We start from the raw sequence: 13604 nt of genomic DNA, 5'->3' as shown, positions 1-13604 counted from the left end.
GCCCCCCGGCCGCGCGGCCGGGGTGCCGGGCTCCCGTCCCGGGCGCGGTGCCCGGGACGGAACCGGGTCAGAGCTGGGTCAGGCCCGTCAGCCCGGTCGTCCGCACCACGCCGGTGGCGGTCCCGGTGGTGGTCCCGGCCAGGGCGGCCGCCGTGTCGGTGAGGGAGAGCCGGCTGTCCTCGCCCCCGAGGCTGGCCTTGGCCCCGGGGACCACCTGCACCGCGCCGGAGACCAGGCGCGGGTCGATCTCGTCCACCTTCAGCCGGCCGTCGGCGAGCTGGCCGGCGCCGTCCTGGGCGAGCGAGAGCGGCTTGCCGAGGGTGAGCCCCGGGGTCCTGGCGTGCAGCGGCGCGGCCGGGGCGTCCAGCAGCACCTTGCCGAGGTCGGCGCCCTGGTCGACCAGCGGGATCGGCAGGTCGGCCTTGGCGCTCGGGCCGACCCTGCCGGTGGTCAGCTGGGGAAGGATCTGCTCCGGGAGCAGCGCGCCACCGCCGCTGGTGGTCCGGTCGGGCGCCGGCGGCATCAGGAGCGAGGTCGGGATGCCGGCCGTGAGCCGGCTGCCCAGCGGGGCGAGCGGGATGTCCGCCGGGACCTGCTGGGTGGCCAGCGCGTCCTCCAGCGCGCCGACCTGGTCGGGGCCGATCGGGGTGGCGGCGCCGGCCGCTCCTTGGGAGGCGAGCACACCGGCACCGACCGCCAGCAGCATCGCGCCGGCCCGCTGGGAGAACTTCATGCTTTTCACCGTTCTGCTGTCCGTACTGGGGATCACTGGGAAGGGCTGCGGGGCCGCAACCGGAAAGCGATCTGCTCAACGAGTGACCGGGAGTGCGGATTGCGGCCGTTAACCGGTTCGGAGTAATAATCCGATCGGATTCCCTCCGCCGTCGTGCCTCCGGGACTCTTTTCAAAAATCCCCGTAACCTTCCGTGCCGTCGTTCTTTGATCTGGACGTCAGTGACTGCAGACCGGGTCTGAGCGTTCTCAGCGTTGTACGCACGGAATCCAAAGAGCATTTCAGAGAGGGATCTCGCCATGATCCAGAAGTCCTTCGCCGCCGCCGGCCTGGCCGTCGCCGCGCTGGCCGGTGCCGCCGCGCCCGCCTCCGCCATCGGTGACGCGGACGGCGCCGCCGCCTCCATCGAGGGCAACGGCGGTACCAACTTCACGGGCACGGTCGGGAACAACAGCCCGAACTTCCACTTCCTGGACAACCCGAACATCTGCCTGCCGGAGATCCACAACATCGCGGTCGGCGTGCTCGGCGTGGCCGTCCCGGTCGAGGTCCCGATCGCCAACAACGGCGGCAGGCAGTACTGCACCGTCGGCCAGGGCACCCAGAGCCAGGGCGACGGCGGCGTGTCCCACCTGATCGGCTGATCGGTCGCCGCTCCGTTCTCCCTGCACCACCCTCACGATCCACCTACGAATCGCTCCCCGATTCACCCCGAGAGGAAAACCAGAAATGATCAAGAAGTCCCTCGCCGCCGCCGGCCTGGCCGCCGCCGCCTTCGCGATGTCCGCCGGCTCGGCCTCCGCCATCGTCGACTCGGACGGCGCCGCCACCTCCGTCCAGGGCAACGGCGGCACCAACCACACCGGCACCGCCGGCAACGGCAGCCCGAACAACCACGTTCTGGACAACCCGAACATCTGCCTGCCGGAGATCCACAACGTCGCCGTCGCCGTCATCGGCATCGCGGTCCCGGTCGAGGTTCCGGTCCTGAACAACCAGCCGAAGCAGATCTGCAACGTCGGCCAGAACACCCAGTCCACGGGCGACGCGGGTGTCTCGCACCTGATCGGCTGATCAAGGGGCACAGCACGGTCGGAGGGCCCGGGGAGGAACACCTCCCCGGGCCCTCCGGGCTGTGCGGGCGAAGTGTCCGGCCGGCCGCGCCGCAGCGCGGTCCGGACGGGTGAGCGGCGGGCCGGTCCGGCGCGTGGATCGCCGATCAGGACCGCCGGTTGTGATCACGTGTCAGAGCGCCCGCGGGGCGCTCCCAGAGAGAGGGCAGTTCCATGAAGAGCAAGCTGGCCAAGGCCGCCCTGACCGCCGCCGCCGCACTGGCGCTCGCGGGTGCCGCCACCCCGGCCTTCGCCCACGTCGGCCTGGCCGGCGGCGGCGAGTTCGTCGCCTCCGCTGACCAGCCGTTCGTGGCCGGCGGGGGCTTCGGCGTCGCCCACGCCGGTGACGTCGTCGCCGGAGGCTTCGGCGGCGGTGCCGCCACCTCCACCGACGTGATCGGCGGCGGCGCGGGCTTCGCGCACGCCGGCGACGTGGGCATCTGAGTCCACGGCCTGACAGAAACCCGGAAGGCCGGGTCGCTCCCCCACGGGAGCGGCCCGGCCGTCCGCCGTACGGGGTCCGCTACTTGAGCATCGCGGCGGCTTCGAGGGCCCAGTAGGTGAGGATCTGCTCGGCGCCCGCGCGGCGGATCGAGGTGAGCGTCTCCATGATCATCCGCTCCCGGTCGATCCAGCCGTTCGCGGCGGCCGCCTCGACCATCGCGTACTCGCCGGACACCTGGTACGCGGAGACCGGCACCGGGGAGGCGTCGGCGACCTGGCGCAGGATGTCCAGGTAGGCCATGGCCGGCTTGACCATCACCATGTCCGCGCCCTCGGCGAGGTCCTGCGCCAGCTCGCGCAACGACTCGCGGGCGTTGGCCGGGTCCTGCTGGTAGGTCTTGCGGTCGCCCTTGAGCGAGGAGCCGACGGCCTCGCGGAACGGGCCGTAGAAGGCCGAGGCGTACTTGGCGGTGTAGGCGAGGATGCCCACGTCCTGGTGCCCGGCCTCGTCCAGCGCCCGCCGGATCACGGCGATCTGGCCGTCCATCATGCCGGACGGGCCGACCAGGTGGACGCCGGCGTCGGCCTGAACCCGGGCCATCTCGGCGTAGCGCTCCAGGGTGGCGTCGTTGTCGACGCTGCCGTCCGCGGCCAGCACGCCGCAGTGGCCGTGGTCCGTGTACTCGTCCAGGCAGAGGTCCGACATGACCACCAGGGAGTCGCCGACCTCGGAGACCACGTCCCGGATCGCCTGCTGGAGGATGCCGTCCGGGTTGGTGCCCTCGCTGCCGATCGCGTCCTGCACCTGCGGGACGCCGAACAGCATGAGGCCGCCCAGGCCCGCCTCGGCCGCCTCCACCGCGGCCCTGCGCAGGGTGTCCCGGGTGTGCTGGACCACGCCCGGCATCGAACTCACCGGGACGGGCTCGCTGACGCCCTCGCGGACGAACAGCGGCAGGATCAGCTCCGCCGGGTGCAGCCGGGTCTCGGCCACCAGGCGGCGCATCGCCGGGCTCCGGCGCAGTCGGCGCGGGCGTACGTACGGGAATTCAGCGGACACGGCTTCTCTCTCCGAACGGTTGTGCAGTGCCGGGGGCGACGGTCGGCCGCCCCCGGCCATGAGGGGTGTCAGCGGGCCTTGCGGCGCGAGCCGGGACGGCGCTCGCTGGGCCGGTAGACCGGCTCACCGGCGGCCGTGGCGGTGTCGCGGCGCTTGGCCCCGAAGTCTGCCAGCGCCTGGGCCAGCGCCGCCGCCGACGGCGCCGGGGCCATCACGTCGACCCGCAGGCCGTGCTCCTCGGCGGTCTTGGCGGTGGCCGGGCCGATGCAGGCGATGACGGTCACGTTGTGCGGCTTGCCCGCGATGCCGACCAGGTTCCGGACGGTCGAGGACGAGGTGAACAGCACCGCGTCGAAACCGCCGCCCTTGATCGCCTCACGGGTCTCGGCCGGCGGCGGCGAGGCGCGCACCGTCCGGTACGCCGTCACGTCGTCGACCTCCCAGCCGAGCTCGACCAGGCCGGCCACCAGGGTCTCGGTGGCGATGTCGGCGCGCGGCAGCAGCACCCGGTCGATCGGGTCGAAGACCGGGTCGTACGGCGGCCAGTCCTCCAGCAGGCCGGCCGCGGACTGCTCGCCGGAGGGCACCAGGTCCGGCTTCACGCCGAAGTCCACCAGGGCCTGCGCGGTGGTCTCGCCGACCGCCGCGACCTTGATCCCGGCGAACGCGCGGGCGTCCAGGCCGTACTCCTCGAACTTCTCCCGGACGGCGCGCACCGCGTTCACCGAGGTGAAGGCGATCCACTCGTAGCGACCGGTGACCAGGCCCTTGATGGCCCGCTCCATCTGCTGCGGGGTGCGCGGCGGCTCGACCGCGATGGTCGGCACCTCCTGCGGCACCGCGCCGTACGAGCGCAGCTGCTCGGACAGGCCGGTGGCCTGCTCCTTGGTGCGCGGCACGAGGACGTTCCAGCCGAACAGCGGCTTGGTCTCGAACCACGAGTGCGAGGCCCGGTGGGCGACCTGCTCGCCCACCACGGCTATCACCGAGGTGGCCGGGTCGACCGGGGCGGAGACCGGCGAGGGCAGCACCCGGGCGGCCTTCAGGTCGGCCGCGATGCCGGACAGGGTGGAGGTGAAGGTCCGCTGGCGGGTGGTGGTGCCGGAGAGCGTGGCGCTCAGCGCCGACTCCGGCTTGCGGCCGCACGCGACCAGGGCGGTGGCGGTGGCGGGCAGCTGGCCCAGGGTGGTGCGGACCACCAGCGTGGTCTCCGGCGCGCCCAGGTCCACCGGGCTGCCGGCCAGCAGCGCGGCGCCGTCCACGAAACGCACGTCGGTGCCGGACCCGGCGCGCAGCGGGACGCCCGCGTACGCCGGGACGCCGACCGACTGGGCGACGCCCGGGATCACCTCGAACGGGATCCCGTCGCCCGCGCAGCTGAGCATCTCCTCGGCGGCGCAGCCGTCCAGGCCGGGGTCGCCGTCGACGGTGCGGACCACGTGCTTGCCGGAGCGGACGGCCTCGGCGACCAGCTTGGCCAGGTCGAAGTCGGTGCCCTCGGCGGCGGGGGCGTGCACCTGCACGCCGGCCGGACAGTGGCTGCGCACGGCGGCGGCGGTCAGCGGGTCGGCGACCAGCACGTCGGCGGTGGACAGCACCTCGACCGCGCGCAGGGTCAGCAGGCCCGGGTCCCCGGGGCCCGCGCCCAGGAAGGTGCACCGTCCGGTGGCGGGCTGTCCCACCGGGAACAGGGCATCGGTGGCGGTGGTGGGGCTCATCGGGCTCGCTCCCCCATCAGGGCGGCCGCGCCCGCGGCGAGCAGCCGGTCAGCCAGCGCGCGGCCGAGGGCCACCGCCTGCTGCTCGGCGGTCTCGTCGAGGACGATCGGACCGTTGGCGGACATCTTCAGCAGGGCGGTTCCGTCGGGGTCGCCGACCACGCCGTCCAGCCGCAGTTCGTTCTCCCGGCCCCAGGTGGCCAGCGCGGCCACCGGCGCCGAGCAGCCGGCCTCCAGGGTGGCCAGCAGGGCGCGCTCGGCGGCCACGGCGACCCGGGTGGGGGCGTGGTCCAGCGCCGCGAGCGCGGCGGTCAGCCCGGTGTCGGCGGTGGTGCACTCGATCGCGAGCGCGCCCTGGCCGGGGGCGGGGACCATCACCTCGGTGTCGAGGTGCTGGGATATCTCGGCGCTGCGGCCGAGCCGGTTCAGGCCGGCCGTCGCCAGCACCACCGCGTCCAGCTCGCCGCTGGTCACGAAGCCGATCCGGGTGTCCACGTTGCCGCGGATCGCGACGGTCTCCAGCTGCGCGCCGCGGGCGTTGGCCCAGGCGTTCAGCTGCGCCATCCGGCGGGGCGAGCCGGTGCCGATCCGGGCCGGGCGGCCGGCGCCGGCCAGCTTCTCCACCAGCTCCTCCAGGGCCAGGCCCTCGGTCGCGACCAGGGCGTCCCGGACGTCCTCGCGCTCGGGGACGGCGGCCAGCGCCAGCCCCCGGGGGGCGGCGGTGGGCAGGTCCTTGAGCGAGTGCACGGCGAAGTCGATCCGGCCCTCCAGCAGCGCGTCGCGCAGCGCGGAGACGAACACCCCGGTGCCGCCGATCTGCGCCAGCGACTCCCGGGAGGTGTCGCCGTAGGTGGTGATCTCGACCAGCTCGACGGCGCGCCCGGTGACCCTGGTCACCTCGCGGGCCACCATGCCCGACTGCGCCATGGCGAGGGCGCTGCGCCGGGTGCCGAGCCGCAGGGCCGCGGTGGCCGAGGGCTGCTCCGTGATCGGTTGACCATTCATGAGGTGATCGTCCCGGTGGTACTCGTGGGATGGCTGACGGTTCATCTGGTACCCCCGGCCGAGGGCTGGGGCGCCCCGCCGACGGGCGTGCCCGACACGGCGTGCACGGCCGCCGGGTCGAGGTCGAACAGTTCGCGCAGCGCCTCCGCGTAGGAGGCGCCGCCCGGCTCGGCGGCCAGCTGCTTCACCCGGACGGTCGGGGCGTGCAGCAGCTTGTCGACGACGCGGCGGACGGTCTGGGTGATCTCGGCGCGCGAGCGCTCGTCCAGGTCGGGCAGCCGGGAGTCCAGCCGGCCGAGCTCGGCGGCGACCACGTCGGAGGCCATCGAGCGCAGCGCGACCACGGTCGGCGCGATCCTGGCGGCCCGCTGGGCGGCGCCGAAGGCGGTCACCTCGTCGGAGACGATCCGGGTGACCTGGTCGACGTCGCCGGCGCCGGGGCTGGCGGCGTGCGCGTGGGAGAGGCTCTCCAGGTCGACCAGCAGGGCGCCGGGCAGCTCGTGCACGGTGTGGTCGACGTCGCGCGGCATGGCCAGGTCGAGCAGGGCGAGCGGCTCGGGAGACGTACGGGAGGCGACGGCGGCGGCCACGTCCTCGGCCTTGATCACCACACCGGCCGCGCCGGTGCAGGAGATCACCAGGTCCACCTCGGCGAGCGCCTCCGGCACCTTGGCCAGGTCCAGGACCGAGGCCACGTCCGGGCCGAGGATCTCGACCAGCCGCTCGGCGCGGGCCGGGGTCCGGTTGGCGATCAGCAGGTCGGTCACGCCGGAACGGACCAGGGTGGCGGCGGCCAGCGAGCTCATCGAGCCGGCGCCGACCACCAGCGCGCGCTTGCCGGCGATCTCGCCCGCGCCCGCCGCGACCTGCTCCAGGCCGAAGGTGACCAGCGACTGGCCGGCCTTGTCGATGCCGGTCTCGCTGTGCGCGCGCTTGCCGACCCGCAGGGCCTGCTGGAACAGCTCGTTCAGGCCGCGCCCGGCGGTGTGCTCCTCCTGGGCCTTGGCCAGCGCGTCGCGCAGCTGGCCGAGGATCTGGCCCTCGCCGACGACCATCGAGTCCAGGCCGCAGGCCACCGAGAAGAGGTGGTGGACGGCGCGGTCCTCGTAGTGGACGTACAGGTGGGAGGTCAGCTCCTCCAGGTCCACCCCGCTGTGGTGGGCCAGCAGCAGCGACAGCTCGGCGACACCGGCGTGGAACTTGTCCACGTCCGCGTACAGCTCGATCCGGTTGCAGGTGTTCAGCAGCGCGGCCTCGCCGACCGTCGCGGTGGCGGCCGCGTCGTGCAGCAGCCGGGTCGGTACGTCACCCGTCAGCGCGGCGCGCTCCAGTACCCCGACCGGGGCGGTGCGATGGCTCAGCCCTACGACGAGAAGGCTCATGCCCGCCCCCCACAGCTCTCGGTGTTCATGCGGGCATCACCGCGGAGAGATCCCCGTCGCCGCCCTTGGCGGACTTTCCCTTGGTCTGCTCGGCCTGGTCCTTGGCCGCCGACTCGACGGTGCTCCGGGGCTTGCCGCTGCCGCCGGCCGCGCGGCGCAGCTTGGCGGCGGCCGCCCGGACCGGACCGGGGGCGCGGTCCAGCACCGACTCGGCACGGTCGTCCGGCTCCTCGCCGGCCTTGCGCTGCTCGTGGAAGGCGAGGATCTGGAGCTCGATGGAGAGGTCCACCTTGCGCACGTCCACGCCGTCCGGGACGGTCAGCACGGTCGGGGCGAAGTTCAGGATGCTGGTGACGCCGGCCTCCACCAGCCGGTCGCACACCTGCTGGGCGGCGCCGGGCGGGGTGGTGATCACGCCGATGGAGACGTGCTGGCTCTCGACGATCGACTCCAGCTCGTCCATGTGCCGCACCGGCAGTCCGGCCGCGGTGGAACCGACCACGTTGGGGTCGGCGTCCAACAGGGCGGCCACCCGGAAGCCGCGGGAGGCGAACCCGCCGTAGTTGGCGAGCGCGTGGCCGAGGTTCCCGATGCCGACGATGACGACCGGCCAGTCCTGGGTCAGGCCGAGCTCGCGGGAGATCTGGTAGACGAGGTACTCGACGTCGTAGCCGACGCCGCGGGTGCCGTAGGAGCCGAGGTAGGAGAAGTCCTTGCGCAGCTTGGCCGAGTTCACGCCGGCCGCGGCGGCCAGCTCCTCGGAGGAGACGGTCGGCACCGAGCGCTCGGAGAGCGCGGTGAGGGCCCGCAGATAGAGGGGCAGGCGGGCGACTGTCGCCTCCGGGATGCCCCGGGCACGCGACGGTCGGCGCGCGGCGCCCTGGTCGGGCGTCTGCGAACTGCTCTGTGGTGATCGGCCGATTGCCACGGTGCTCCTGTGGGTGAAGCTGGGCTTTGGCAGCCAGGCTATGCGTTTGTGAACGTGTGCACAAAGATGGTGTCCGTTTTGTCCCTACACAGTGATGCGCATCACGCCATCGACCGCATAGCACCGGCCCGGGTCAGCACGACCTCCGGGGCTCGCGAACCGGGCAGCCAGGGGCCGTACGGGGCCTCCCTGCGCAGCAGCGGGACGCCGGCGCCGGACAGCCGGGAACGGGCTCGCCCCAGCCGGGGCCAGGGCACCTCGGCGGCCTCGCGCAGCGGGCCGGTCCAGTCGCCCGGCGGGCAGGACGGGGCACCCAGGCAGTGCCGCAGCAGCTCGGCGGTCACCCGGGCGTCGCCCAGCGCGGTGTGCGCCGGGTACCAGCCGAGGTCCGCCGCCTCCGCACAGGCCGCCAGGCCCTGGCCGCGGGCCTGCGGCAGGTGGGCACGGGCCAGCCGCATCGTGCACAGCAGCGGCACGGGCGGCAGCGGCACCCCGATCCGGGCGAACTCGCGATCCAGGAAGGCGTGGTCGCAGCTGACGTGGTGACCCACCAGCACCCGGCCGGCCAGCAGCTCCAGCAGCCGCGGGGCGATCTCCCGGAAGCGCGGGGCGCCCTCCACGTCGCACTGGCGTATCCGGTGCACATGGGTCGGACCGACCGGGCCCAGCGGATCCAGCAGGGTGGCGAACTCGCCCTCGGGACGCAGCCGCTCGTCGAGCAGCACCACGGCCACCTCGACCACCCGGTGCCGCCACGGGCTGCGGCCGGTCGCCTCCACGTCCACCACGGCGAAGCCCCGGGGGACCGTCCGGGGCTCCGGGGCTCCGGACACCCCGAGGGCAGGACCGGGAAGCATGGCGCACTCCTCGTGTGCTCAGCCCCCCACGGGCGCAAACGCGTTCGATCGTAAGCCGACCAACCCGCCCCGCCCCACGCCGGAACGGAGTGTCTTTGGCAACGATTCGGCGAACCTCCCCCGCCGATCGGCGGGGGGGTCGGTACACGGACGAACGCCGGGTCAGGCCCCGCTCAGCCGCCGAGGGCAGTGCGCAGACGGCGCTCGTCGACCCGCCAGAAGTCGTGCTGGCGACCGTCGATCAGGGTGACCGGAATCTGCTCCCAGTAGCGGCGGTACAGCTCCTCGTCCTGGGTGATGTCCCGCTCCTCGAAGGACGCCCCCAGCTCGCCCGTCACCCGGAGGATCACCTCGCGGGCCTCGTCGCACAGGTGGCAGCCCGGCTTGCCGACCAGGGTCACGGTCCGGTCCGCGGGCTCGGGGCTCTTACGTCGCAGCAGTGGGCTCACCACCCCATTCTCCGCCATGGCACCCGCCCGCCCGGGGGCGCCCGGCACCCGGTGGAGCTGTTCACCTCGCGGGCACGGCTCCGTCACGGTCGCCGCGCGCCCGGCTGGCTATCCTCGATGACATGGCCGTGCTCAGAAGGCTCACCCAGGCAAGGCGTTCCAGCAGCGAGCGGAGCGCCCTGGCCGGCGAAGCCGCGGCCGAGGCGGCCGAGGCCGCGCTGCGGGCCGAGCCCGGGCCGGACGGCACCGCGGGGCGGGACGCCGGCACCGAGCCGGACGGCACCACCGGAACGGACGGCAGCACCGAGCCGGACGCGCCGGCCGCGGCGAAGCCCGGCAAGGCCCCCAAGGTCCCCAAGGCCTCGACCGAGAACCACACCCCGGACCCGGACGACCCCCGCGCCGCCGCCTTCTTCGACTGCGACAACACCATCCTGCGCGGCGCCGCGATCTTCTACCTCGGCGTCGGCCTCTACCGCCGCGGCTTCCTCACCCGCCGCGACATCGCCCGCTTCGCCTGGCAGCAGGCCTGGTTCCGGCTGCACGGCACCGAGGACCCGGACCACATCTCCGACGCCAAGCAGTCCGCCCTCGGCATCGTGGCCGGCAAGCCCACCGCCGACCTGGAGGCGATCTGCGAGGAGATCTTCGAGGAGGTCGTGGCGGACAAGATCTGGCCCGGCACCCGCGCCCTGGTCCAGATGCACCTGGACGCCGGCCAGCGGGTCTGGCTGGTCACCGCCGCCCCGCTGGAGGTGGCCAGGATCATCGCCCGGCGGCTCGGCATGACCGGCGCGCTGGGCACCGTCGCCGAGGCCCGGGACGGCCTGTACACCGGCCGGCTGGTCGGCGACCTGCTGCATGGCCCGGCCAAGGCCGCCGCCGTCCGCGCGCTGGCCCGGCGCGAACGCCTCGACCTCGACCGCTGCGCCGCCTACAGCGACTCGGCCAACGACATCCCGATGCTCTCGCTGGTCGGCCACCCGTACGTGGTGAACCCGGACGGCGCGCTGCGGCGCCACGCCCGGACCCAGGGCTGGCGGGTGCGGGACTTCCGGACCGGGCGCAAGGCGGCCCGGGTGGGGCTGCCGGCCGCGGCCGCGCTCGGGGTGCTGGCCGGCGCGACGGCGGCCGGGGTGGCGCTGAACCGGCGCAGGCGCCGCTCCTGAACCTCCCGCGCCGGGGGCCGCGCGGGCTCCCGAAGGCCGCCGGGGGCGCGCCCGAGGGCCGCCCGAAGACGGTCGGGAGGTCGTCGGCGGGTCGTTGGAACGCCGTCGGGACGCCATCGGGACGCCGTCCGGACGCCGTCCGGACGCCGTCCGGACGGGCTCGCCCCGGCGGGTGAGCGGGCGTCAACAGGGCCTCTGACCTGGCCCCTCTTACGGGCGAACTCCCCTGCACCGCAGGGTGGTCCGAGTCACCTGCACGAACCTGTCGCCCAGTGACCGGTTCTGATCGTTCGCCAGGCCGGGAAAGTCAGGGGTTGCCGAGCCCCAAGGCTGGGAAACCGCCCCTCAGGCCGCCGAATTGGTCACCCTGAGCGCCTGTTCGATCACGTTGAGCCGGATGAACGATGACAGCTCCGGTCAGTGTCAGCCGAATATGCACAACAAATGGATCCCAAACGACCACTTCGACCACACGGTGTAGCTGTCATTGCACAAAGCGTTATTCTCTCCTGGATGCACGTCACCACGCGTCCCGCTCGAACGGACGCTTCGGGGAGTGCTCTCCGCGCAGGCGGAGGTGATCCGTCCACAGTTCTGCCTCTGGGAGTCCCGTGTACCCACCCGTCCGGAACGACGCGCCTGCACCCTCCCGCCCGTCGTCCGCGTCCCTGCGCCCCCGCACCGGCCTGCGCGGTCGGCCGACCGCCGAGCGGCAGATCTCCACCGGCCTGACCCTGTTGCGCACCCTGCTCCGCAGCCAGTTCGCCGTCCTGCCCCAACTCGCGCCGGCTGGAGGATCGTTCGTCCAGCCCCAGCCCCAGCCGCCCGGCCCGGCGCTGCGCACCACCGCCGCCGGCTCGGCCGGCACCGGCTCGCGCGGCCGCACCGGCAGCGCCGGCGCCGGCCGGGGCCGCGCCCGGACGGCACCCAACCCCGGCTACGAGACCGAGCACAACCCGATCATGGAGCTGGTCGAGCGGGCCCAGGCCGGCGAGAGCGAGGCCTTCGGGCGGCTCTACGACCACTACGCGGACACCGTCTACCGCTACATCTACTACCGGGTCGGCAGCCGGGCCACGGCCGAGGACCTCACCAGCGAGACCTTCCTGCGCGCCCTGCGCCGGATCGGCACCTTCACCTGGCAGGGCCGGGACTTCGGCGCCTGGCTGGTCACCATCGCCCGCAACCTGGTCGCCGACCACTTCAAGTCCAGCCGCTTCCGGCTGGAGGTCACCACCGGCGAGATGCTGGACTCCAACGAGTGCGAGCGCAGCCCGGAGGAGTCGGTGCTGGAGTCACTCTCCAACGCCGCCCTGCTGGACGCCGTGCGCCGGCTCAACCCGCAGCAGCAGGAGTGCGTCACCCTGCGCTTCCTGCAGGGGCTCTCGGTGGCCGAGACGGCCCGGATCATGGGCAAGAACGAGGGCGCCATCAAGACCCTCCAGTACCGCGCCGTCCGCACCCTGGCCCGGCTGCTCCCGCCCGACGCGCGATGAGCCGTGCCGAGGACGGCCCCGGTGCCATACGGCACGGCCGTCCGTCACCGTTCGCGCCCGGCCGACACGTCAGGGTGAACGGTCGGTCCGATGATCAGCCGTGCGTAACCGACCGCCCGCACCACTCGTTGGCCAACGTGCAAGCCCCCACCAGGCGTACGGTCAAGTCGAATTGCGGCCTATCACCCGATGGAGTGGCTTTGGCCAGCCAGGGCAACCGTCCGGCAGGCCAGGGTGTCGACAACGACGAAGGGAGGTGTGGCCCGTGACGGCAAACGTGCTGGAGCACCGGCGGGCGAAGGCCTTCGCCGAGGCGCTGGAGGCCCACCAGGCAGAGCAACGCGCTGCGGCCAACGCCGAATCGGACAACGCCGCCGCCACCGGCGCCGGTCCGGTCGCGATGGCCGAACTGGTCGGTCTGACCGACGCGCTGGGGGCGCTGCCCGGGCCGGTGCTGGACCGGGAGGTCCGCACGGTCCAACGCGCCCAGCTGATGGCCGCGTTCGAGCAGGCCTTCGCCGGCGGGACGGGCACCCCGGTGCCCCGGCAGCGCCGCCACCGGGCGATCCGGACGGCGCCGCGCGGCCGCTGGAGCCGCCGGTTCGCGATCGGCGGGCTGGTCGCCGGGCTCGCCGTCGGCAGCCTGACCGGCGCCGCCGCGGCCAGCGCCAACGCCCTCCCCGGGGACACGCTGTACGGCCTCAAGCGCGGGCTGGAGGGACTCCGGCTCGACTTCGCCGGTTCCGACTCCGAGCGCGGCGAACTGCTGCTCGACAACGCGGCCACCCGACTCGGCGAGGCCAAGACCCTGGTCGGCCGCACCGGCCCGGCCGGCGGCCTCAGCCCGGCCACCGTCGAACAGGTCCGCCGCGCCCTGGACGACATGCACACCGACGCCCTCAGGGGCCGCGAGCTGCTGCGCTCGGTCTACCGCAGCAACGGCTCGCTCGACCCGATGCGGGCGCTGGCCGGCTTCGCCCACGACGAGGACGGCCGGTGGAGCGAGCTGCAGGGCCGACTGCCCGTCCAGCTCACCCAGCAGGCCGACCTGGTGAACCGCCTCTTCGACGACATAAGCGAGGACGTCGCGCCCCTGCGCCTGGTCCTGCCCCCCGCTCAGAGCGGTGGCGCGGCCGGCTCCGGAGCGGGCGACGGCTCCTCCCACTCCACCGACGGCTCCCCGGCCGGCTCCCCCGCGGCCGGATCCGGTACCACGGCCGGCACCGACCGGGCCCCGGGCTCCGTCGGCAAC

Annotated in this window: 14 protein-coding genes; 6 read left to right on the top strand and 8 right to left on the bottom strand. The window is 73.8% G+C overall.

Annotated features, from left to right (window positions below):
• Positions 1-67: 67 nt before the first annotated feature.
• The gene (locus tag ACIQOV_RS06650) at positions 68-733 is read right to left on the bottom strand and encodes a hypothetical protein (protein ID WP_401045648.1); all 666 of its coding nucleotides are present in this window, start codon (positions 731-733) and stop codon (positions 68-70) included.
• A gap of 299 nt (positions 734-1032) precedes the next feature.
• On the opposite strand from ACIQOV_RS06650, the gene ACIQOV_RS06645 reads away from it, so the two are divergent.
• The 3 genes from ACIQOV_RS06645 (at position 1033) to ACIQOV_RS06635 (ending at position 2289) form a co-directional block, all read left to right on the top strand.
• The gene (locus ACIQOV_RS06645) at positions 1033-1377 is read left to right on the top strand and encodes a rodlet layer protein (RefSeq protein WP_359902775.1); all 345 of its coding nucleotides are present in this window, start codon (positions 1033-1035) and stop codon (positions 1375-1377) included.
• A gap of 85 nt (positions 1378-1462) precedes the next feature.
• Positions 1463-1807, top strand: a complete 345-nt coding sequence (locus ACIQOV_RS06640) for a rodlet layer protein (protein ID WP_380542147.1) — start codon at positions 1463-1465, stop codon at positions 1805-1807.
• A gap of 212 nt (positions 1808-2019) precedes the next feature.
• Positions 2020-2289, top strand: a complete 270-nt coding sequence (locus ACIQOV_RS06635) for a hypothetical protein (protein WP_359902770.1) — start codon at positions 2020-2022, stop codon at positions 2287-2289.
• Between the two features lie 79 nt (positions 2290-2368).
• On the opposite strand, the gene hemB is transcribed toward ACIQOV_RS06635, so the two are convergent.
• The 7 genes from hemB to ACIQOV_RS06600 all read right to left on the bottom strand — a co-directional run bounded on the left by hemB (position 2369) and on the right by ACIQOV_RS06600 (position 9705).
• Positions 2369-3349 carry a porphobilinogen synthase gene (hemB, locus tag ACIQOV_RS06630; RefSeq protein ID WP_401045645.1) on the bottom strand — a complete coding sequence of 327 codons (981 nt, stop codon included), beginning with the start codon at positions 3347-3349 and terminating at the stop codon, positions 2369-2371.
• Between the two features lie 68 nt (positions 3350-3417).
• Positions 3418-5067: a bifunctional uroporphyrinogen-III C-methyltransferase/uroporphyrinogen-III synthase gene (locus tag ACIQOV_RS06625; RefSeq protein ID WP_359902764.1), complete on the bottom strand. Its 1650-nt coding sequence runs from the start codon at positions 5065-5067 to the stop codon at positions 3418-3420.
• Positions 5064-6071, bottom strand: coding sequence for a hydroxymethylbilane synthase (hemC, locus tag ACIQOV_RS06620; RefSeq protein ID WP_401045643.1), 1008 nt, complete (start codon positions 6069-6071; stop codon positions 5064-5066). Before hemC ends, ACIQOV_RS06625 begins: the two co-directional genes overlap by 4 nt.
• A gap of 41 nt (positions 6072-6112) precedes the next feature.
• Positions 6113-7453: a glutamyl-tRNA reductase gene (locus ACIQOV_RS06615; protein WP_401045640.1), complete on the bottom strand. Its 1341-nt coding sequence runs from the start codon at positions 7451-7453 to the stop codon at positions 6113-6115.
• Between the two features lie 25 nt (positions 7454-7478).
• On the bottom strand, positions 7479-8375 hold the full coding sequence (locus ACIQOV_RS06610; RefSeq protein WP_401045653.1) for a redox-sensing transcriptional repressor Rex: 897 nt from the start codon (positions 8373-8375) through the stop codon (positions 7479-7481).
• A 107-nt stretch (positions 8376-8482) separates the two neighbouring features.
• The gene (locus tag ACIQOV_RS06605; RefSeq protein ID WP_401045637.1) at positions 8483-9238 is read right to left on the bottom strand and encodes an exonuclease domain-containing protein; all 756 of its coding nucleotides are present in this window, start codon (positions 9236-9238) and stop codon (positions 8483-8485) included.
• A 173-nt stretch (positions 9239-9411) separates the two neighbouring features.
• Positions 9412-9705 carry a glutaredoxin family protein gene (locus ACIQOV_RS06600; protein WP_359902750.1) on the bottom strand — a complete coding sequence of 98 codons (294 nt, stop codon included), beginning with the start codon at positions 9703-9705 and terminating at the stop codon, positions 9412-9414.
• A gap of 104 nt (positions 9706-9809) precedes the next feature.
• Here ACIQOV_RS06600 and ACIQOV_RS06595 point away from each other — a divergent pair, with 104 nt between their 5' ends.
• From ACIQOV_RS06595 to ACIQOV_RS06585, 3 genes are all read left to right on the top strand, one after another.
• On the top strand, positions 9810-10856 hold the full coding sequence (locus tag ACIQOV_RS06595) for an HAD family hydrolase (RefSeq protein ID WP_401045633.1): 1047 nt from the start codon (positions 9810-9812) through the stop codon (positions 10854-10856).
• A 668-nt stretch (positions 10857-11524) separates the two neighbouring features.
• On the top strand, positions 11525-12352 hold the full coding sequence (locus ACIQOV_RS06590; protein WP_401045651.1) for an ECF subfamily RNA polymerase sigma factor, BldN family: 828 nt from the start codon (positions 11525-11527) through the stop codon (positions 12350-12352).
• 265 nt (positions 12353-12617) lie between these two features.
• A partial coding sequence (locus tag ACIQOV_RS06585) for a DUF5667 domain-containing protein (protein WP_401045630.1) occupies positions 12618-13604 on the top strand: 987 nt, incomplete at its 3' end.

It is taken from the genome of Kitasatospora sp. NPDC091257, from assembly GCF_044757675.1.
Classification (GTDB): domain Bacteria; phylum Actinomycetota; class Actinomycetes; order Streptomycetales; family Streptomycetaceae; genus Kitasatospora; species Kitasatospora lactacystinica.
Note: the sequence above shows the minus strand (reverse complement) of the source record. Positions and strands in the feature narration are given on the sequence as shown.

Coding starts and splice junctions, on each gene's coding strand:
- ACIQOV_RS06625 (WP_359902764.1), bottom strand. CDS start 5,067: ATGAGCCCCACCACCGCCACCGATGCCCTGTTCCCGGTGGGACAGCCC.
- ACIQOV_RS06650 (WP_401045648.1), bottom strand. CDS start 733: ATGAAGTTCTCCCAGCGGGCCGGCGCGATGCTGCTGGCGGTCGGTGCC.
- ACIQOV_RS06635 (WP_359902770.1), top strand. CDS start 2,020: ATGAAGAGCAAGCTGGCCAAGGCCGCCCTGACCGCCGCCGCCGCACTG.
- ACIQOV_RS06615 (WP_401045640.1), bottom strand. CDS start 7,453: ATGAGCCTTCTCGTCGTAGGGCTGAGCCATCGCACCGCCCCGGTCGGG.
- ACIQOV_RS06645 (WP_359902775.1), top strand. CDS start 1,033: ATGATCCAGAAGTCCTTCGCCGCCGCCGGCCTGGCCGTCGCCGCGCTG.
- ACIQOV_RS06605 (WP_401045637.1), bottom strand. CDS start 9,238: ATGCTTCCCGGTCCTGCCCTCGGGGTGTCCGGAGCCCCGGAGCCCCGG.
- ACIQOV_RS06640 (WP_380542147.1), top strand. CDS start 1,463: ATGATCAAGAAGTCCCTCGCCGCCGCCGGCCTGGCCGCCGCCGCCTTC.
- ACIQOV_RS06600 (WP_359902750.1), bottom strand. CDS start 9,705: ATGGCGGAGAATGGGGTGGTGAGCCCACTGCTGCGACGTAAGAGCCCC.
- ACIQOV_RS06595 (WP_401045633.1), top strand. CDS start 9,810: ATGGCCGTGCTCAGAAGGCTCACCCAGGCAAGGCGTTCCAGCAGCGAG.
- hemC (WP_401045643.1), bottom strand. CDS start 6,071: ATGAATGGTCAACCGATCACGGAGCAGCCCTCGGCCACCGCGGCCCTG.